Annotated in this window: 11 protein-coding genes; 7 read left to right on the top strand and 4 right to left on the bottom strand. The window is 55.0% G+C overall.

Going from position 1 to position 21,245, the window contains the following annotated elements:
* Nucleotides 1-6: 6 nt before the first annotated feature.
* Entirely contained in the window at nucleotides 7-6,081 is a 6,075-nt protein-coding gene (locus C3938_RS17735) for a BapA/Bap/LapF family large adhesin (protein ID WP_158681524.1), read from the top strand.
* Between the two features lie 88 nt (nucleotides 6,082-6,169).
* Here C3938_RS17735 and C3938_RS02090 read toward each other — a convergent pair whose 3' ends face one another.
* Both C3938_RS02090 and C3938_RS02085 read right to left on the bottom strand, forming a co-directional pair.
* Nucleotides 6,170-7,027 carry a D-alanyl-D-alanine carboxypeptidase family protein gene (locus C3938_RS02090; RefSeq protein ID WP_158681523.1) on the bottom strand — a complete coding sequence of 286 codons (858 nt, stop codon included), beginning with the start codon at nucleotides 7,025-7,027 and terminating at the stop codon, nucleotides 6,170-6,172.
* Nucleotides 7,028-7,335: 308 nt separating this feature from the next.
* Entirely contained in the window at nucleotides 7,336-10,518 is a 3,183-nt protein-coding gene (locus C3938_RS02085) for a UDP-N-acetylmuramoyl-tripeptide--D-alanyl-D-alanine ligase (protein WP_105101613.1), read from the bottom strand.
* 711 nt (nucleotides 10,519-11,229) lie between these two features.
* Here C3938_RS02085 and C3938_RS02080 point away from each other — a divergent pair.
* Entirely contained in the window at nucleotides 11,230-14,106 is a 2,877-nt protein-coding gene (locus tag C3938_RS02080; protein WP_105101612.1) for a glycosyl hydrolase family 18 protein, read from the top strand.
* Between the two features lie 291 nt (nucleotides 14,107-14,397).
* Here C3938_RS02080 and C3938_RS18145 read toward each other — a convergent pair whose 3' ends face one another.
* Nucleotides 14,398-14,571, bottom strand: a complete 174-nt coding sequence (locus C3938_RS18145) for a hypothetical protein (protein ID WP_233998826.1) — start codon at nucleotides 14,569-14,571, stop codon at nucleotides 14,398-14,400.
* On the opposite strand from C3938_RS18145, the gene C3938_RS02075 reads away from it, so the two are divergent.
* A complete protein-coding gene (locus tag C3938_RS02075; RefSeq protein ID WP_233998789.1) occupies nucleotides 14,552-15,778 on the top strand; it encodes a chitinase in 1,227 nt (408 codons plus the stop codon). The two genes, C3938_RS18145 and C3938_RS02075, sit on opposite strands and share 20 nt — an antisense overlap.
* A gap of 150 nt (nucleotides 15,779-15,928) precedes the next feature.
* Here the strand turns inward: C3938_RS02075 and gltA are convergent, their stop codons facing one another.
* Complete coding sequence (gene gltA / locus C3938_RS02070; protein WP_105101610.1) at nucleotides 15,929-17,218, bottom strand: citrate synthase; 1,290 nt, start codon at nucleotides 17,216-17,218, stop codon at nucleotides 15,929-15,931.
* 658 nt (nucleotides 17,219-17,876) lie between these two features.
* Here gltA and sdhC point away from each other — a divergent pair.
* From sdhC to C3938_RS02050, 4 genes are read left to right on the top strand one after another with little or no spacing between them, the layout of a single operon-like run.
* On the top strand, nucleotides 17,877-18,251 hold the full coding sequence (gene sdhC / locus C3938_RS02065) for a succinate dehydrogenase, cytochrome b556 subunit (RefSeq protein WP_105101609.1): 375 nt from the start codon (nucleotides 17,877-17,879) through the stop codon (nucleotides 18,249-18,251).
* Nucleotides 18,245-18,613, top strand: a complete 369-nt coding sequence (sdhD, locus tag C3938_RS02060; protein ID WP_105101608.1) for a succinate dehydrogenase, hydrophobic membrane anchor protein — start codon at nucleotides 18,245-18,247, stop codon at nucleotides 18,611-18,613. The genes sdhC and sdhD overlap by 7 nt, the downstream gene beginning before the upstream one ends.
* 3 nt (nucleotides 18,614-18,616) lie before the next feature.
* Entirely contained in the window at nucleotides 18,617-20,389 is a 1,773-nt protein-coding gene (gene sdhA / locus C3938_RS02055) for a succinate dehydrogenase flavoprotein subunit (RefSeq protein ID WP_105101607.1), read from the top strand.
* A gap of 18 nt (nucleotides 20,390-20,407) precedes the next feature.
* Nucleotides 20,408-21,112 carry a succinate dehydrogenase iron-sulfur subunit gene (locus C3938_RS02050; protein WP_105101606.1) on the top strand — a complete coding sequence of 235 codons (705 nt, stop codon included), beginning with the start codon at nucleotides 20,408-20,410 and terminating at the stop codon, nucleotides 21,110-21,112.
* The last annotated feature ends 133 nt before the right edge of the window (nucleotides 21,113-21,245 follow it).

Raw genomic sequence — 21,245 nt, 5'->3', positions numbered from 1 at the left:
AGTTAGATGAGCAGGATGAGCGGCCACATCATTGATAAATTCAATGGCTCTTTGAGTGAGTTTTACTCTAGCAATATTTTGTTAAATTCACCGGGGCTGATCAGGCTTCCTCTAGCAAAAGAAGATGTAATTTCATTTTCCAGGTCGGGTACAGATCTCATCGTCCAACTGAAGTCGGGTGAGATAATTACCATCGCGAATTTTTTTGCCGCCAATTCAGAGGGGGTCCAGAGTGACATTTTCCTGGAAAATCCTGATACCGGTGAAGTCCAACTTGCGCACTATAACGAGGATGGTTCAAGCTTCTCGCTAGCGCTGGCCAGCGGCTCTGAAATTGCACAGACGTTAAATAGCGAGGGAAGTGAAGGCTTCTGTTTGCTTCCCGTATTCTGGGCAGGCTTGGCGGCGCTCGGAATATATCTAATTAAAGATAGTGTCGATGATGACTCGAATATTCCGACCTATGTAATCCAGGCTCCTCCGCCTCCTCCCCCGTCCTCCCCGCCTTCAGTTGATCCTGTAGATACACCAACCCCCGTCGGTGAGCCTCCGTCTGTCGATGACCGCGACCTCGACAATGACTCGGACGCTGACGCCGATGCCGACGCTGACGCCGATGCCGACGCTGACGCCGATGCCGATGCTGACGCCGACGCCGATGCTGACGCCGACGCCGACGCCGATGCTGACGCCGATGCCGATGCCGATGCCGATGCCGATGCCGATGCCGACGCCGATGCCGACGCCGATGCTGACGCGGATGCCGATGCCGATGCCGATGCGGATGCGGATGCGGATGCGGACGCAGATGCTGACGCCGACGCCGACGCCGATGCCGACGCGGATGCTGACGCCGACGCCGACGCCGATGCCGACGCCGACGCCGATGCCGACGCCGACGCCGATGCGGATGCTGACGCCGACGCTGACGCCGATGCGGATGCCGACGCCGATGCGGATGCTGACGCCGACGCCGACGCCGACGCCGACGCTGACGCCGATGCCGATGCCGACGCCGACGCTGACGCGGATGCCGACGCGGACGCTGACGCCGATGCCGATGCCGATGCCGATGCCGATGCCGATGCTGACGCCGACGCAGATGCGGACGCCGATGCCGATGCCGACGCGGATGCGGATGCGGATGCCGACGCCGATGCTGACGCCGATGCGGATGCCGACGCGGATGCCGATGCCGATGCCGACGCCGACGCCGATGCCGACGCCGATGCTGACGCTGACGCTGACGCCGACGCCGACGCCGACGCCGACGCCGATGCTGACGCTGACGCCGACGCCGATGCCGATGCCGATGCCGATGCTGACGCCGATGCGGATGCCGACGCGGATGCGGATGCCGACGCGGATGCGGATGCCGACGCGGACGCTGACGCGGATGCCGATGCCGACGCGGACGCTGATGCCGATGCCGATGCCGATGCCGATGCCGATGCCGATGCCGATGCTGACGCCGACGCCGATGCTGACGCCGATGCGGATGCCGACGCGGATGCGGATGCGGATGCCGACGCAGATGCCGATGCTGACGCCGACGCCGACGCCGACGCCGACGCCGATGCCGATGCCGACGCGGATGCGGATGCCGACGCAGATGCCGATGCCGACGCAGATGCCGATGCTGACGCCGATGCCGATGCCGATGCCGATGCCGATGCCGATGCCGATGCCGATGCTGATGCTGATGCTGATGCTGACGCCGATGCGGATGCGGATGCGGATGCCGATGCTGACGCCGATGCCGATGCTGATGCCGATGCCGATGCCGACGCTGACGCCGATGCTGACGCCGATGCGGATGCGGATGCCGATGCGGACGCCGACGCAGATGCGGACGCCGATGCCGACGCTGACGCCGATGCCGACGCCGATGCGGATGCTGACGCCGACGCCGACGCCGACGCGGATGCTGACGCCGACGCGGATGCTGACGCCGACGCGGATGCTGACGCCGATGCGGATGCTGACGCCGACGCCGACGCTGACGCCGATGCGGATGCTGACGCCGACGCCGACGCCGACGCTGACGCCGACGCTGACGCCGATGCCGATGCCGACGCCGACGCCGATGCGGATGCTGACGCCGACGCCGACGCCGACGCCGACGCCGACGCCGATGCGGATGCTGACGCCGACGCCGATGCCGACGCTGATGCCGATGCTGACGCGGATGCCGACTTCGAGCTAGTCGATGTTAATGATGATGCGGTTCTAGAGTGTGAACTGAGCCTGGATCCGGAAGCTGAGCCTGATACAGACAGCGACAGTCAGTTCGATCTACTTGGGATCAGCATTGCAGACCTTGTGAGTCTCGATATCGGTTCAGGCCAACCGCTTGTTGAGTTCGAACTGAGTGAAGATACAAACGAGACGGTGTTCGACCTTGAAATCGACGGAGCACTGGGTATCGGTGTTCTGGACAACTATGTCTTGATTGTCGAACGCTTTGAAGATGGAGAATGGGTCCGAGTTGAGAGTAGTGAGAATAATCTCGATGGCGGTCTGCTTTCACTCAGTGTACTTGGCTTGGGCGGTACTTCTGGTCAGGTAACGCTGGAGAATCTGGATGCAGGTGAATACCGTGCAACACTGGTTCCTGATCCTGGATTGATCAGTGTTGGTGTTGCCATCACCCGTACTATCGACGTGACCGCCACGGATCTAGTGGAAGTTGAGACGATCGTAGGTAGTCAGAACGCGGAAGGAAATTTCATTGATCAGTCTGCTAGTGGGGACACTAACAATCTTGAAATCCAGTCGGTCACCTTCGACGGTAACGTGGTTACACCCACCGGCGGTGAGATAGAAATTGAGGGTGAATATGGAACTTTGGTAATCCAGAGCGATGGTAGCTACATCTATACGCCGGACGAGGAACTAGGCAGTGTGGGTGTAGACAGCTTTGTTGTGACCGTTGTGGATACCGAGACTAATGAGGTGCTCTCTGCAAACCTGATCATTGAAGTGACTAAGGAAGTCGTGCCAGACGATGGCGACGCCGACGCCGACGCCGACGCCGACGCGGATGCTGACGCGGATGCTGACGCGGATGCTGACGCGGATGCTGACGCCGACGCCGACGCCGACGCCGACGCCGACGCCGACGCTGATGCGGATGCCGACGCTGATGCGGATGCCGATGCCGATGCCGATGCCGATGCTGACGCCGATGCCGATGCCGATGCCGATGCCGATGCGGATGCGGATGCGGATGCGGATGCGGACGCTGATGCCGACGCTGATTCTGATACCGAAGCACCGGATGCACCTACCGCCAACCTGACCAACGACACCGGGGTCGATGACAGCGACGGCATCACCAGCGACGGCAGTGTCACCGTCGGCGGCCTGGAACCCGACGCCACTTGGGAATACTCCACCGACGGTGGGGATACCTGGAACACCGGTACCGGTAACAGCTTCACTCTGCCGGAAGGGGAATACGAAGACGGCGACGTCCTGGTTCGTCAGACCGACGAGGCGGGTAATACCAGCCCCGAAGGATCGCTCGGTCCGGTCACCATCGACGCCACCGCACCGGATGCACCGACCGCCAACCTGACCAACGACACCGGCGCCGACAATGGCGACGGCATCACCAGCGATGGCAGCGTTACCGTCGGCGGCCTGGAACCCGACGCTACCTGGGAATACTCCACCGACGGTGGGGATACCTGGAACACCGGCACCGGCAACAGCTTCACTCTGCCGGAAGGTGAGTACGAAGACGGCGATGTCCTGGTTCGTCAGACCGACGAAGCGGGCAATACCAGCGCCGAAGGATCGCTCGGTCCGGTCACCATCGACGCCACCGCACCGGATGCGCCGACCGCCAACTTGACCAGCGACACCGGGGTCGATGACAGCGACGGCATCACCAGCGATGGCAGTGTCACCGTCGGTGGCCTGGAACCCGACGCCACCTGGGAATACTCCACCGACGGTGGGGATACCTGGAACACCGGCACCGGCAACAGCTTCACTCTGCCGGAAGGGGAGTACGAAGACGGCGATGTCCTGGTTCGTCAAACCGACGAAGCGGGCAATACCAGCGCCGAAGGATCGCTCGGTCCGGTGAGTGTTGAGTCGTTGGATGGTGTCGATGAGGTAGCTACGGCGTTGCTGAATATTCTGGGCGCCGAGTCGGCCGCAGATCATGGCTCTGCCGATTACGGTTTACTCGATTTCTATCTGAATCTGATCGGACTCGATTTGCAGGCGAGTGTGCTTGGCACATCGGCCCTGGAGTTCGAAATCGAACCGGGGCACACCCAGGATCTGACCTTTGAATTTGACTCCACTCTGTCTTTGGAGCTGCTCGGGGATCTTCGCATCGTTGTGCAGAAATGGGACGAAGCCACGGGAATGTGGACTGCCGTTGACAACTCCGAGGATGAGGCCTCGATACTTGAAATCGGTTTGCTGGGAGGTGGCGGTGACGGCGTTACGATCGAGGGATTGGGCAGTGGTGAGTATCGCGCATTCATAGCTGCTGACGGCGTTGTGGCGACAGTGCTCAGCTCACTGTCCGTGAGTGGTACCGACTTCGACAATACCGTTATCACCGGTTACGAAGGGATAGCCGTTGAAGGTAATGTCCTGGATAACGACGAAGCGGGAACCTCCGTAGTAAGTGTCAATGGTGAGACCGTTGTCATGGGCGGGTCCAGCATCGTCGGGACATACGGTACCCTTCAGATCGACCAGGACGGTTCTTACACCTACACACCATTTGACAGCGACGGTTCCGGTATTGGCCAGGTAGATATATTTGAGTACACGCTTGTCGATCCAGTCAGTGGTGCCACTGCGATGGCGACACTGTATGTCCAGATCGATAGTGAAAGCGTCGAAATGACATGGGATGAGGAAGACCCGTCTATGCCGGCGACGATGGAGTTCTCTGCGTCGGATGATGTGGCGGAGGCGTCGGTTGTGTGGGCCAATGCAGTCACGGAGGGTTACTTCACTGACTCCGATGGTGAGCTGCTGGGAATCGGCTCTCAAGAATATATCAGTGACACGTTTACTATCTCCGAAAATATGGAAGTTTCCGGAAGCATCGAAGTCGAGGTACTTCTCGCGGCTCTGGCGAGTGGAGAGGTATTCTTGGAGAGGGAGACATCACCGGGCTCTGGTAGCTGGGAGACGGTGGCCAGCGATAGCTTCAACATCGTCATCGGGGGGCTTGGTACGGTGGCTTCGATTGACCTTTCTACCGTGAATTTCACGGCAGGGGATTATCGAGTGCGTGCGACCAAATCCGGTCTGGCCTCAGTGACACTTAATGTTGCCACTGACGTTGATGTCGTTCACCTCGACCAATTCGAGATCGAAAGTGCCGTTAACGCCGTTGGTAACCTGTTCGATAACGATGTGGAAGGTTCCGAGTTCAGCACACTTCAGATAGATGCGGGTATGGGCTTTGTAGATGTAACCGATTCAGTGGTTGTTGACGGTGACTTTGGCTCACTGACAATTGATGCTGACGGTAATTACACCTACATCCCAGATGGAACATTCTTCGACATGACTTCTCAAGAAGTCTTTAATTATCAGCTGGTACACCCGGTGACGGGCGCAGTTGTAGGTGGCTCCCTGACGATCACGTTAGAACCGTCGGGTGCAGGTGTTGAAAGCATGTCGGAAGGGTTTGCAATGACTTCCTTTGCAGCGGAGTCTAGCGAAGATGTTGAGGAATCTGCGGATAGCGAGTTTGTTGTACAAAGCTCTGAATCTGGCCTTGAAACACTGTACTGGCAAGGTGGTGAAGCCGTCATTACTCTGAGCGACTACGTAGGCGAGTTTTCCGATATTGATGCGATTGATCTTGACCAGGAAAACGCGGTTACGCTTTCCCTTGGATTGGAAGACTTGGTATCCATCTCGAGTGGTGATGAAAATTTCTACATCAATGGTGATGGGGAAGATACCGTAGAAATACTCGGTGCATGGACTGAACTGGAGACCGGCTTGGCACATGGAATTGACTACAGCATCTATATTTCTGTAGACGATCCCAATAAAGAGCTTTGGGTGGAAACGGGTATTCAGGTTGTCTGATGTCTTAGACTGATCATTTGTTAAGCCGGGCCATTGAGCCCGGCATTTTTTTATGTCTATTCAGTACTTTGGTAACTGAATATTGAGCTCATGGTCGCAATATTGAATTTGCCAGCTGAACCAGTTTGAGATAGTCCGAATAGCGATCGGTCGGTGATGGTGAGCCAATGATCACAGAGATTATATTGTCATCTGGATTTATCTCAGAAACAGCTGCCAAATTGAATAGTGATGGGTAGAGCGTTCCGGATTTTCCGCCCAAGAACTGTGGTATGGAGAAGTCTGGTATGACTCTGGCAGTGGACTCCCTGAAAATAGATCTTGCTACTAATTTTCGTTTATTTGGTCCTGATATATTGATGATTTTCTGCTCTTTTCCCCATGTGTCATTGATTAACCTCTGTTTTAGGCAGATTGCGGTCAAAACAGAAATGTCGCGAGCAGTTGATCTTTGTCCCTTGGTGTCTAGCCCGTGAGGATTGAAAAATTTTGAGTGTTTCATCTGAAGATGATTTGACACTGAATTCATTTCTTCGACGAAACGATTGACTGGATTTAATAAGGTTTTTGGATTCATGACTTGAAGAATGGATCCAAACTCTCTTGCTATGACGTTGGCAGTTATGTTGGAAGAAGTAAGTAGTAGGTTGGCTATTCCATCCAGGAATGAAATTTTATCTCCAGGTACCAAATTTCTTCCAGATCCTCCTGCATTGTCGGAGTGCGAAACTGTCAAATTGTAGGATGTTGGTATTTTGTTTTCGCTTGCTATTTTAATGGCGGTTAATGCAGTCAACAATTTTGTGATTGAGGCTGGCGTGATTGCTAAATCTGCGTGCTTTTCATAAATGGACAGGAATGGTTTATCTGCCCCCTTACTCAAAAGAACGCAAATTGCGCTTTTTGCTGTTAGATCTATAGGGTGAGTAGGGGAGGATGTATTCAATTGAAGTTCCAGGAGCTGCAGGTCTCTAGTTTAAAAAAAACCGATTTCTGAAGAGTGAGCGTCATTGCTACAGTTGTGTGATTATAAATGCGCATCCATTTCATCATTTTTCAATGAAAAGGGTTTCTGGGCTGGTAGGCCTCCGAACTCTGATGTGCCTAGCCAAACATGATTCCAACCGATTTCTAGCGTGTGATGGTTTCCTCGAATTTTTTTTCGGAAAGCTGTTGGATGATGTTTTCAAAATACCAATTTTTTATAGGGTAATTTTGCTTTTTGTAACAGTTTTTTGGGGGTTGGCCGAGAGTTCAGGTGCTGGGTTCGCTACATAGTTCGAGTAACTCTTTAACGAGCAAATGCAAGCCGCTGCCGTGAGATCCTTTAAAAAAAAGAAGATCCTCGTTTTCAATTGAATTCAGTATTTCCCTCTTGATATGTGATGAATCCGGATGAACGGAACTGTTTACTCCTTCTTTAACGAGATTTTCATGAATGTTTCCAATTTCCTTGCCAAGTAAAAGAACCCTGGCTGCCCCCGTTTTCTTGATGTGGGGAACAAGGTCTCCATGGTATTTTTGAGAATTTTCTCCGAGCTCTCGCATATCGCCCAGCACCAGTATTTTCTTCGCATTTTTACTGGAGAGAGTGGTTTCCCCTGCGAGAAGCAGGGCTGCTTTCATGGACGCAGGGTTGGCGTTGTAGGCTTCGTCAATAAGCCGAACCCGCTTTCCATGTATCTGGACTGTCGAAGAATTGCCGCGCCCTAACAGTGGCTTGAAGAGGGGGATCAGGGGTAGTACAGGTTCTAATCCCAGGCCGAGTGAGTGGATCGCTGCGATACATGCAAGGCAATTCATGGCCATATGTTGGCCCCGTGCTCCAGATATAAACTCGACATCGATACCGTTCACATCAGTAACTGTTCGTCCGGTATCCGCTGCATATTCTTTCAGTCGGTACTGACTAAGTGGGTGCTCTCCAAATGTCACAATTTTCAAGCTGTGACTGTTCGCTTCGGCTTCTATGATTGGCCATTCCGGTATGTCTCGATTGATGACAGCTATGCTTCCTGGCTTCATTCCTGAGAAAATCCTGCTTTTTTTTCTGGCTATTTCTTCCGTGCTGCTGTGATATTCCAAGTGGGCAGGATGAATATTGGTTATGATGGCGATATCCGGTTTTGCGATTTCGCTATTCAACTTCATATTGCCAACGGCCATTTCAAGTACCGTGAAAGGTGCACCCCATGGCATGGATGCCAGATTCCAGGAAATGCCGAGAGGAAGATTGGCATTGTGCTCTGTTTTTCCGATGTTACCCCAAGGACGCAGCAAGTGATGAAGGAGTGCGACTGTCGTGGTTTTTCCCGAGCTTCCGGTAATGCCAATAATCGTCCCCTGATTTCGGCTTCGGGCATACCGTCCCATTCCCAGAATAGCATTGCGGAGTTTTGATACTTTCAGTACTGGTATTGAAGGGTTCGCTTTGAATTCTGGATCGTCAGTGATGATAGCCTGGGGGATGTACGGCAATGAGCCCAGTTGCTTTGGTGGTATAAACCTGTCTCCATTTGGGGATCTCACTACGACTATGTTTCCCGGGCGCATTCCCGGTGGAAATATACATAATCCAGTGGCGCGCCAGTTGGGTGTCTTGGGCGGGATGATCCATGCCCCGGATGTGGCGTGCACGAGGCTCTCTGCGTCCCAGTTGTCGGATAAAGCTGCAGGTTCCGTCTGGATGGTATGCGCGGGTGCTTCGACTGCAATTACTTTCTTTTTTTCAAGAAGATATTGTCGGTAGGAAACAAACCCTGATAAATAATGCTCTACATCATCAATTCTGACTCGAAAGGCGTGGTGTCGTATATAAAAGCTACCCAGTATTCTTTTTGGGTTTTGGAAATACATCGCAGACTCCGGCCAAAAATGGCCGTTTAGAAGGTAGTGGGCACGAAATTCGAGAGCCTCATAAAATTTCTGCAAATCAATTCTGGAAATAAGATGCTTGAATCTATTCTGGTTCTTTAGCCTTGTTATCATTTTTTCTGCAGCCATCATTAATTCCAGAAGGGTTGGGAATGTAGTGATGCGTTTCAGAATGAAATCTAGATGGTCAGAAAAGTTATCGATACCGAATTTAAAGTATTTTTCTTCTGGTTTGTAAAGGGTTAGTTCATTGACGCAGTAGCTGAGCCAGTGGTCATGTGCTTGCCAGTGTTTGGCATTGATGAAGTGATCGAATGCTTTTTCTACTGCGCTAAGCCAGCGGCTGTCTTTGGTAAGTCCATATAGGCGCATCAGGCCAAAGGCAGCTTCTCCATCGTAATAGATGATTCTGAATTTTTCTTTTACTCTGAGTGAAGGATATTCCAGCACATGTACGAACTTCCCGTTTTGCGGGTTTTGCATGTGACAGATGCCCAGCGCCAATTGCTCCATGAGAGAAAGATACTGATCCTTGCCAGTCAATGCAGTGTATTTCGAAAGTGCGAGCAAGCAAACACCGTTCCCACCCAACTTTATTTCATTATTGGTTTCTACTAAAAATGCTGCAGTAGCGCCATCTGGGAGTTTAGTTTTTTTGATCAGATTGCTGATGAGGTAGTCGAGAGCTTTATGTATGGAAGCCCCAAGTTGTTCATCTGCAGTGACCTCCCAGGCCTCCAGCATCGAGTAGATACTGCTGGCGTGTCGAAGGTTGTTATAGGCTCTGATTGGCCGGTCAAAGCAAGGGTGCCAGCCGTAGTGGAACTGGCCACTTTGTGTTACCTGGCTGGCCAGGTAATTGCTGCTGTTGTGGATCAACTCGTATACGTTATATTCATCAAGTGCCTGAATGGTTCTTCGGCCCATATCGCGGCCAGGACCATTAAGTATCAAAGGCCCTTCCGTGCGACTGGAAAAAATGCCTTTGGTGTGCAGGATGTAAACAGGTTTGTCTGGGGAAAAATCCAGACTTACGGAGCTTCCATAACGTTTTCTTGCAAAAGCAGAAAAATTTTTCTCGTTTACTACGGCGTGAGAAGTTTGATTTCCTCCGTAGAGCATCGCATTGGCGTTCAACTCCTGCTCCAGGAAGCTGATTTTGAATTCGGGGTCCAGAGCGAGGCCGCGACGGAAATAGTTGCGTTTGGTAAGCGCGAGTTCCTTTTTTAACTTTTCCCAAGAGCTTTCTTTGCTGGCGAACACCCAGTCAATCCTAAGCCAGCAGATATCCAGCTTCTCAGTTTTTTCAATCTTCAGCGCCTGCACTCTGCACGCTTCCCAGGCTTGTATAAAACTCTGCCCCTGAGCGTGAACAACCCTGGCTCTGCTCTTAGCATCGCAAAGTGAAAAATAGAGAGTGTAAGGCGGACGCAGTTTGGACAGCTCTTGTTCCAATGCCAGATACGTGCGAGCGAGTAATACGGTCAATGACATGGCTTCCTTGCCTTTTATTAAAATTTTGTTATCTGTGAAATGCAGCTGCAGGCGCTCTTTCGCGCACATATTAGGTTCAGTCGCTTTAGGTTCAGTATAGTTCCTCTTCTTTATTTGGACGGTGAAGGCTTGAAACTATACTGGTAACTGTCCCGGGAAGACTCCCCCATCGCGAGACGAGGCGGAGTGCCAAGAAGAAGCGGTCCGTAACGGAGGCTGAACATATACCGTAAATAGGCCCACAGCGGGTGACCACTGGTCTGAGATTGATTTCAGCGAGTGTACGAGCGGGAAGTTTCAGTCAGCTTGATTGGGTATTGTGGGGTGAGCGGTCGATGTTTTATCGGCCGCTCTTCGTTTCGCCAGGTTATTGACTCTGCAGTTTTCTAATTTCTCCCTTTATACGCCGGCGCAAAGTGTGTTGCACGCAGCAAAATGCGCCAAAATATCAGGGTATATTGTGACTAAACTCTCATTGATGTCTTACGGCTCTGGTAAAGACAGCCCCTAGCGGAGTAATGTGAACATCATATGACATCGCTGTCATCTTTTTATGAAGAAATGACAGCGATGTCATATGCCCGTATCCCAGCCGGGCGCCTGAAGTACCCTGTTCCAAAGTGATGAGTTAAATAACAACAAGAAGTACCGGCATTAGTAGTTGTATGCCGTTCAATCGGGGGCGAGAGAAGCCCGTCGAGGTAAGGCGGAACAAACAATCAACAGCCCCCGTTGATATAGATCCTGATCAATAAAAGATAACGACAAGGTGAACAATCAATGAAAGGGCTCACACCAAGCCACTGGTGTCGTGCGCTGTTAGCGCTCGGTCTTACCAGTTCCTCCGCAATCGCCGCACCAGGCGCTCCCACCATCGACTGGATGGACACCAGCTTTGCCATCATTGAAGTGGACGATGCGGCTACTGCCTACGAGCAGCTGATTACTGTAAACGACTATGCCGAAGTACCGGTGTCCTGGTCTAAATGGTCGGGCGATCCTGCCACTACCGCTCAGTACCTGTTAAATGGCCAGGTTGTGCTGGAGCAGAGTATCAGCGGTGGGGCCACTCAGACCGGCAGCGCGACACTGCAAGTCGCCCAAGGCGGTCAGTATGAACTCCAGGTTGCCCTTTGTAATGACGATGGCTGCGCTACTTCCACCGCGGTGGATATCGTGGTGGCGGACACCGACGGCAGCCATCTGGATCCGATTACTCTCACCGCAGGTGAAAACAACCAGCCGTACACTAATACCTCGGGTTCGGTCGTAGGTACTTACTTTGTGGAGTGGGGAGTGTACGGGCGTAAATTCTCCGTGGACAAGATTCCTGCCTACAACCTGACCCATATCATTTATGGCTTTGTGCCCATCTGTGGCGGTGACGGTATTAATGACAGCCTGAAAGAAATCGAAGGCAGCTTCGCCGCGCTGCAGCGTTCTTGCGCTGGCCGTGAAGACTTTAAGGTTTCCCTGCACGATCCGTTTGCCGCGGTGCAGAAATCCCAGAATGGGCAAACCTATTCCGATCCTTACAAAGGTAACTTCGGCCAGCTTATGGCGCTGAAGCAAGCCTACCCGGATCTGAAAATTCTCCCCTCTATCGGCGGCTGGACACTGTCTGACCCCTTCTTTTTCTTCGGTGATGCGGCCAAGAGAAAAACATTTGTAGACTCTGTCGAAGAGTTTATTCGCACCTGGAAATTCTTCGATGGTGTGGATATCGACTGGGAATACCCGGGTGGCCAGGGGGCGAACCCGAACCTTGGCAATACTGCTACTGATGGCGAAACCTATCGTCTGCTGATGCGCGATCTGCGTGCGATGCTGGACGAGGTGGAGCAGGACACCGGACGTCAGTACGAGTTGACCTCCGCCATCGGCGCCGGCTCAGACAAGATCGAAGATGTGGACTACCTCGCTGTACAGCAGTACATGGACTACTTCTTCATGATGACCTACGACTTTTATGGCGGCTGGAGCAACGACGTACTGGGTCACCAGACAGCGTTATATGCACCGACGTGGCGCCCGGACACTGACTACACCACCAATAACGGTGTCCAGAATATGCTGAGTCTCGGTGTTGATCCGGGAAAACTGGTTGTCGGGGCTGCCATGTATGGTCGTGGCTGGACCGGTGTTTCCGGCTGGACCGGTGGCGATCACATGACGGGTACGGCTACTGGTGCGGTTAACGGCACTTGGGAAGCTGGTGTGGTGGACTATCGCGATATTGTTGCACGCCTTGCCACCGGTGAGTGGGAGGAGTATTACGATGAAACCGCTGAAGCGCCGTATATGTTCAAGCCAGGCACTGGTGACCTGATCACCTACGACAACCATCGCTCCGTGGTGGCGAAGGGGGCCTATGTCCAAGCACACAGCCTGGCAGGCCTGTTTTCCTGGGAAATCGATGCAGACAACGGGGACATTCTCAATGCCATGCACGAAGGCCTGGGACACGGCGGTGGCCAGAACAACCGCACGCCAACCGCGCGCGCCGGTGGCGATCAGTCTGTTGATGGTGGTGCAAGTGTTACGCTGGATGGCAGTACATCCAGTGATTTGGACAACGATCCGCTGACCTATAGCTGGGTCCAGATTTCCGGTACCAGTGTAAGCCTGCAGAATGCGAATACGGTGTTCGCTAGTTTCACGGCTCCGAATGTGACCGTCGATGAGGCGCTAGTGTTTGAATTGACGGTTACCGACGATAGTGGCGCCAGCGATACCGACCAGATAACGGTGACTGTGCTCGCCGATCAGCCCAACCAGGCACCGAGTGCCGACGCGGGAGCTGATCAGATCGTTATTACGCCGGCAAGCGTTGTCCTGGATGGAAGTGCTTCCAGTGATCCGGATGGAGACACATTGAGCTACAGCTGGACTCAGATCGCGGGTACGCCAGTAACTTTGAGCGATACGTCTGCTGCGACTCCGAGTTTCACTGCGGCCGAGGTTTCCGCTGAGCAGGAGTTGGTTTTTGAGCTGAACGTAAGTGATGGCTTGCTGAGTGATGACACCCCGGATCAAGTCAGTATTTTCCTGCTGCCGCCGGATGCTAATACGCCTCCAGAAGTCTCCGCTCCGGCTCAGGTTACCATTCAGGAAGGCGCCACTGACTCGATCACCGCAGTGGGTACCGATGCCGATGGCGATTCACTGACCTACACCTGGAGCGGTATGGCTACTGGGTCTGGTGCCACCATTACCATCACTGCACCTCAGGTAGAAGCAGATACGGACTTTACCCTGACGGTAACTGTGAGCGATGGGATCGACAGTGCCAGTGCCAATGTGACCGTAAGTGTAATCAACAACACTGGCAGTGGCGGCTGCGACATGACCGACCCGAATGCGGGTAACTATCCTGCGTGGCAGTCCGGCAGTACCTACCTCGGCGGTAATCAGGTCAGCCACGACGACCTGGTCTGGGAAGCGAAGTACTGGACCCAGCAGGAACCGGGCTTCAGCGCCGCGGACTGGAAGCTGATCAGTGACGTGGAAGTACCCTGGAATGCCAGCACGGCCTACAACGGTGGTGACGAGGTCAACCATAACGGCAAGCGTTACCGCGCCAAGTGGTGGACCCAAGGCCAGGAGCCGAGTACTTCTTCCGATTGGGAAGAAATCGGCGACGCAACTTGTAATTAAGTGTTACAGCAGTAAACAGAGGGCGCTACGGCGCCCTCTGCTCTTTTCGATAAGCCTCATAAAAATAACTTAGGGAAACGTTATGAAAAGGCAATTAATAGGTCTGCTAGCACTCGGGGTGTTTTCTGTCGAGGTGGCAGCCATAGACTGCAGTGCGCGTCCGGACTGGCAGAGTGCCGGAATTTATGTTGGGAATGATACGGTCAAGCATCTGGGCAATGCGTATACCGCAAAGTGGTGGACACAAAACGAAAACCCGGCCACTCACTCGGGGACTTGGGATGTGTGGGCCTACGATGGTGCCTGTGATGGCGGCTCGTCCTCTTCCAGCTCGTCTTCCTCCAGTTCCTCGAGTTCGTCCTCATCCTCATCTTCCAGCTCCTCCTCATCCGGTTCGTCTTCTTCCAGCTCTGGTGGCGGATCTGGCGGCGGCTCCTGTACCTCGTTGCAGTATGTTGCCGGCACCAGCTATACCGCGGGGCAAGTGGTACAGAACGTGGGGCTGGAATTCCAATGCAATATCGCCGGCTGGTGCTCTTCCGCCGCAGCCTGGGCCTATGAGCCGGGAGTCGGCATGCACTGGCAGGATGCCTGGAGTCAGGTAGGGGATTGCGGTGGCTCCTCCTCGAGTTCTTCTTCCAGCAGCGGAGCCAGCTCGTCTTCCGGCTCTTCGTCCAGTGGCTCCGGCTCCTCCGGTAGCTCGTCTGGTGGCAACAGTGGTCTGCTGCCGAAACATGCATTGGTGGGCTACTGGCACAACTTCAACAATGGTTCCGGCCTGTACCGCATCAGTGAAGTATCCGATGTGTGGGATGTGATTGTGGTGGCCTTTGTGGACGACGCGGGTAACGGCAGTATTGCGTTCAATTTGGATCCCGGTCTCGACAAGCAGCAATTTATTGCTGACGTCGCCGCCAAGCGTGCCGCTGGAAAAATCGTGGTGGCGTCATACGGCGGTGAGAAAGGCACCGTGACCTTGAACACCGACGAGAACGTAGCCAACTTCGTCAGCAGCACTGCAGCGATGATTGATGAATACGGTTTTGACGGTATCGACATCGATCTGGAGTCCGGTGCCGGTGTCATGCACGGCGCACCGGTGATCCAGAATATGGTGAAAGCGGTCAAGCAGCTGAAGCAGCTCTACCCGGGTATGTATCTGTCCATGGCGCCGGAGCATCCCTATGTGCAGGGTGGGTATGTTTCCTACACCGGTATCTGGGGTGCTTACCTGCCAATGATCGACCAGTTGCGCGACGATCTGGACCTGCTCCACGTGCAGCTCTACAACAATGGCGGTCTCTCTACACCGTACAGTGGCTCTGCCTATGCGGCGGGCTCGGTGGACATGATGGTGGCCTCCGCGCTGATGTTGATTGAGGGCTTCCCGTTGGGCTACGGAAGCGCAGGCTTCTTTGAGGGACTGCGCCCGGATCAGGTTGGGCTGGCACTCCCCTCCGGGCCCAGTGCGGCAAGCAGCGGATTTGCGACCACCGCGAATATCAATCGCGCGCTGGATTGTCTGACCCAACAGCTGAACTGCGCCACCCTGACCCCCAGTCAGGCCTATCCCACCTTTAACGGTGTGATGACCTGGTCCATCAACTGGGATATGAACGACGGTGGCATTTTCTCGGGACCGGTGGGTAGCCACGTGCACAATCTGCCGTAACGCCCGCTGACAAGAGACGCAAAACCCCCGCGCCGAAAGGTGCGGGGGTTTTGTTGTGCCTGAGATACAGGGGTATAAAACGGCAGGCACAAAAAACCCGGCAATTGCCGGGTTTTACGCGCTCTAGACGGAGCCGGACAACGGTCCGTCTTAGCGGTCCTGAGGGGCCACGTAGTCGCGTGCGGCGTAGCCGGTGTACAACTGGCGCGGACGGCCGATCTTGTACGGATTGGAGATCATCTCGTTCCAGTGCGCAATCCAGCCTGCGGTGCGGCCGGTGGCGAAGATCACGGTGAACATGTCGGTGGGGATGCCGATGGCCTTCATGATGATACCGGAGTAGAAATCCACGTTCGGGTAGAGTTTCTTCTCGACGAAGTACTCGTCTTCCAGTGCGATCTTTTCCAGTTTTTTGGCGATGCGCAGCAGCGGATCGTTCTCGGCACCCATCGCACCCAGGACTTCGTCGCAGATGCCCTGCATTACACGGGAGCGCGGGTCGAAGTTCTTGTATACACGGTGGCCGAAGCCCATCAGGCGGAACGGGTCATTCTTGTCCTTGGCCTTGGCGACGTACTCGTCGATACGGCTCTCGTCGCCGATTTCTTCCAGCATGTTCAGAACCGCTTCGTTGGCACCACCGTGCGCCGGCCCCCAGAGGGTGGCGATACCGGAGGAGATACAGGCGAAGGGGTTGGCACCGGATGAACCTGCCAGGCGCACGGTGGAGGTAGAGGCGTTCTGCTCGTGGTCCGCGTGCAGCAGGAAGATCACGTCCATGGCCTTCGCCACAATCGGATCGATCTTGCTCGGTTCGCAGGGGTTGCCGAACATCATGTGCAGGAAGTTCTCGGAGTAGCTGAGGCTGTTATCCGGGTACATGAACGGCTGGCCCTTGCTGTGCTTGTAGCACATGGCGGCCAGGGTCGGCATCTTGGCAATCAGGCGATCCGCCGAGATCTTGCGGTGCTCGGGGTCGGTGATGTCGAGGGAGTCGTGGTAGAAGGAGGCGAGGGCGCCGACAACGCCACACATCATGGCCATCGGGTGGGCGTCGTAGCGGAAGCCCTTGAAGAAGTTGACCAGGGATTCATGCACCATGGTGTGGTTCATGATGCCGTTGACGTATTCCTTCTTCTGCTCGACGGTGGGCAATTCGCCATTCATCAGCAGATAGCAGGTTTCCAGGTAGTCGGATTTCTCCGCCAGCTGCTCAATGGGGTAGCCGCGGTGCAGGAGTACACCTTTGGCGCCGTCGATGTAAGTGATTTTGGACTCACAGGAGGCGGTGGACATAAAGCCCGGGTCGAACGTGAACAGACCTTTACTTGCCAGGCTGCTGATATCGACAACGTCGGGACCGACGGTACCGGAGTAGACCGGCAGGTCGATTTGGGCGTCGATACCGTCGACCGTGAGTTGAGCTTTCTTGTCGGACATTGTGGACTCCTAAAAACTATTCTGTTGCCAGCTTTTTATTTCCACACAAATCACTGAATCAATTCAGCGATTCTACGGCCCGGGAGGGGCGTGCTCCGCGCTCATCTGTGATCACCTTTTTATAGGAAGGTGTATCCCAGGCGTTATCTGTGCACAGGCAAAACCCGGGAAGTGCCGGATTCTGCGGGCTCGGAGGGCCTTCTTTGGCAGCATCCGGACGCGGATATGGGGCTAGCGGGCTTTTGAGCGCGGCCAAACTTAAGTGCCGCGCCCCAAATTGTCAAACCAAATCGGATCGGTTGACCCATGAGCGGGCCGCAGGATCTGTTGCGCCAGGCTCAGGTGGCAGGGAATTTGCCTGTAGGGGGGGGGAGTTCTGGCGTCTAAATTCGGCTCGCCCTCAGTGGGAATGAGAAGTGCGCTTCATACCTTGGTCTGTAGAGTGGCGCGAATTGCAGCTGGTATAAAGCCGGCGTTGAGCGGGCGCCGTTCGTTGTGTTTTGAAATCTGAATGCCTATAATCCGCGCGGCTTGCGCCGTGGTAAGGCCACTTTGTACAAGACCTCGACAGGTTGTGTGGATAGTGATCAGCAAGCTCGCCCGGACTACACAAATTTAACGGGCGCCCCGTCTTTCAGGGCAACAAGGTGTTTTTCCTGTGAAAAAAAACAGACCTGTCAATTTAGACATTTCTACTATTAAGCTCCCTGCACCAGCGTTGGTTTCGATCCTGCACCGTATTTCCGGTGTGGTGCTCTTTGCTGTCGTTGCACTTCTCCTGTGCATGCTGGATTCCAGTCTGGAATCCGAGCAGGGTTTCCAGAAAGTAACTGAGTTTTTTACCAGCGTTCCGGCAAAGCTCGTTCTGTGGGCCTCACTCGCCGCGCTCATCTATCACCTGATCGCTGGTGTGCGTCACCTGATCATGGATATGGGTATTGGTGAAAGCCTGGAAGGTGGCCGCCGCGGTGCCATCATCGTGCTGGTGCTTTCTGTAGCGCTCATTCTGCTGGCGGGGGTCTTCGTATGGTAAAGGCAGTTACAGGTTTCGGTCGCAGTGGTCTCTACGACTGGTTCATTCAGCGCGTCAGTGCCGTGGTGCTGGTGGCTTATACCCTCTTTATAGTGGGTTTCATTTTTCTCTCCAAAGACTTCGGCTACGCCAGCTGGTCCGCGCTGTTTGAACAGCGTTGGGTACGCGTTTTCAGTCTGGTGGCTCTGATCTCCACAATTGCTCACGCCTGGATCGGTCTCTGGTCCGTGGTGACCGACTACCTCACCAACCGCATGATGGGTGGCAAAGCCACCGTGCTGCGTATTCTGGTCGAGGTGCTGTTGGGCGCTGTAGCCGTGTTCTACGCGGTGTGGGGCATTGAAATTCTGTGGGGTGTGTAAGACATGTCGAATATGCGAACAATTACCTTTGACGGTATCGTAGTTGGCGGCGGCGGCGCGGGTATGCGTGCGGCCCTGCAGATGGCCCAGTCCGGTTTCAAGACCGCGGTCATCACCAAAGTATTCCCAACCCGTTCGCACACGGTCTCCGCCCAGGGCGGTATCACCTGTGCGATCGCCAGTGATGACCCCAATGACGATTGGCGCTGGCACATGTACGACACCGTTAAAGGCTCCGACTACATCGGTGACCAGGACGCGATCGAATATATGTGCTCCGTGGGCCCGGAAGCCGTGTTCGAACTGGAGCACATGGGTCTGCCGTTCTCCCGCACCAAAGAAGGCCGAATCTATCAGCGTCCGTTTGGTGGTCAGTCCAAGGACTACGGCCGCGGTGGTCAGGCGGCGCGCACCTGCGCGGCGGCGGACCGTACCGGTCATGCCCTGCTGCACACCCTGTATCAGAACAACGTCAAGCACAACACCGTATTCCTGAACGAGTGGTTCGCGGTGGATCTGGTGAAGAACCAGGACGGCGTGGTTGTAGGTGTGATCGCCATCTGTATCGAAGACGGCGAAGTGGTCTTCATCAAGTCCAAGGCGACCGTATTCGCCACCGGTGGTGCCGGCCGTATTTTCGCGTCCACTACCAACGCGCACATCAACACCGGTGACGGCGTGGGCATGGCCCTGCGCGCGGGCTTCCCGGTGCAAGACATCGAAATGTGGCAGTTCCACCCCACCGGCATCGCCGGCGCTGGTGTACTGGTCACCGAGGGCTGTCGCGGTGAAGGTGGCTACCTGATCAACAAGGACGGCGAGCGTTTCATGGAGCGCTACGCGCCCAACGCCAAAGACCTGGCATCCCGCGACGTGGTTGCCCGCTCCATGGTGCTGGAAATCCTCGATGGCCGCGGTGCCGGCCCCAACGCCGACCACGTGTTCCTGAAGCTGGATCACCTGGGCGAAGAGCTGCTGCACAGCCGCCTGCCGGGCATCTGTGAGCTGGCTAAGACCTTTGCTCACGTAGACCCGGTCAAGGAGCCGATTCCGGTTGTACCCACCTGTCACTACATGATGGGCGGTATCCCGACCAATATTCACGGTCAGGCTCTGACCCAGGACGCCTCCGGTAACGATCAGATCGTCGACGGCTTCTTCGCCTGTGGCGAAGTGGCCTGTGTATCCGTGCACGGTGCCAACCGCCTGGGCGGCAACTCCCTGCTGGACCTGGTGGTATTCGGTCGCGCTTCCGGCCTGTTCATCGAGAAGGCGCTGCGCGAAGGTATCGAGGCCCGTGAGGCGAGCGATTCCGATATCGAAGCGGCCATGTCCCGCCTGAACCGTCTGGAAACCACGAATGACGGCGAATCTGCCGCGAGCCTGCGTACCGAGCTGCAGAACGTGATGCAGAATCACTTCGGTGTATTCCGCCGCGGCGATTACATGGCCGAAGGCGTGAAAAAGCTGGAAAGCCTGCGCGAGCGCATCGCCAACGTGCGTCTGGACGACAAGTCCCGCGCATTCAACACCGCGCGTATCGAAGCGCTGGAACTGCAGAACCTGCTGGAAGTGGCCGAAGCCACTGCGATCGCTGCGGAAGTGCGCACCGAGAGTCGCGGCGCCCACGCCCGCGAAGACTTCCAGGAGCGTGACGACGAAAACTGGCTGTGCCATTCCATGTTCTTCCCGACGGAGAAGCGTGTTGGCAAGCGTGCGGTGAACTTTGCCCCCAACACCGTGGAAGCTTTCGAGCCGAAAGCGCGTACCTACTAATTCGGGAGCGGAAAGACAATGTTGAAAGTAAGCATCTACCGTTACAACCCGGAAACCGATTCTGCACCCTACATGCAGGATTATGAACTGGACACTCAGGGCAAGGACCTGATGGTGCTGGATGTGCTGGAACTGCTGAAAGCCGAGGATCCGTCTCTGGCATTCCGCCGCTCCTGCCGCGAGGGCGTGTGCGGTTCCGACGGTATGAATATTTCCGGCAAGAACGGTCTTGCCTGTATCATGCCGATCTCCCAGGCCGCCCCCAAAGGCAAGCTGGTACTGCGCCCGCTGCCCGGTCTGCCGGTGATCCGCGACCTGGTGGTGGACATGGAGCAGTTCTACACCCAGTACAAGAAGATTGAACCCTATCTGCAGAACAGCACGCCGGCTCCGGCCATTGAGCGTCTGCAGTCGCCGGAAGAGCGTGAAAAGCTGGACGGCCTGTACGAGTGTATTCTCTGTGCCTGTTGCTCCACCGCATGTCCGTCTTTCTGGTGGAACCCCGACAAGTTCATCGGCCCTGCGGGTCTGTTGCAGGCGTACCGCTTCCTGGCGGACAGCCGCGATACCGCCACCGACGAACGCCTCGGAAAACTGGATGATCCTTTCAGCGTATTCCGCTGCCACGGCATCCAGAACTGTGTGAACGTGTGCCCGAAGGGTTTGAACCCCACCCGGGCCATCGGCCATATCCGCAATATGCTGATAACCCGCGCCGTATAGCGTGGGTTACCCCACCAAAAATAATCACAATTAGGCCGACAACAGCGCAGGTGTCAGGCCTATACGAAGAAGGGGAGGTGTCTTTTCAGCACCTCCCCTTTTGTGAGTGAAAAGACAGGAAAGAGCGGCGCGA

The sequence above is a fragment of the Microbulbifer pacificus genome, assembly GCF_002959965.1.
Classification (GTDB): Bacteria; Pseudomonadota; Gammaproteobacteria; order Pseudomonadales; family Cellvibrionaceae; genus Microbulbifer; species Microbulbifer pacificus_A.
Note: the sequence above shows the minus strand (reverse complement) of the source record. Positions and strands in the feature narration are given on the sequence as shown.

Coding starts and splice junctions, on each gene's coding strand:
- C3938_RS17735 (WP_158681524.1), top strand. CDS start 7: ATGAGCAGGATGAGCGGCCACATCATTGATAAATTCAATGGCTCTTTG.
- C3938_RS02085 (WP_105101613.1), bottom strand. CDS start 10,518: ATGTGCGCGAAAGAGCGCCTGCAGCTGCATTTCACAGATAACAAAATT.
- C3938_RS02080 (WP_105101612.1), top strand. CDS start 11,230: ATGAAAGGGCTCACACCAAGCCACTGGTGTCGTGCGCTGTTAGCGCTC.
- gltA (WP_105101610.1), bottom strand. CDS start 17,218: ATGTCCGACAAGAAAGCTCAACTCACGGTCGACGGTATCGACGCCCAA.
- sdhD (WP_105101608.1), top strand. CDS start 18,245: ATGGTAAAGGCAGTTACAGGTTTCGGTCGCAGTGGTCTCTACGACTGG.
- sdhA (WP_105101607.1), top strand. CDS start 18,617: ATGTCGAATATGCGAACAATTACCTTTGACGGTATCGTAGTTGGCGGC.
- C3938_RS02050 (WP_105101606.1), top strand. CDS start 20,408: ATGTTGAAAGTAAGCATCTACCGTTACAACCCGGAAACCGATTCTGCA.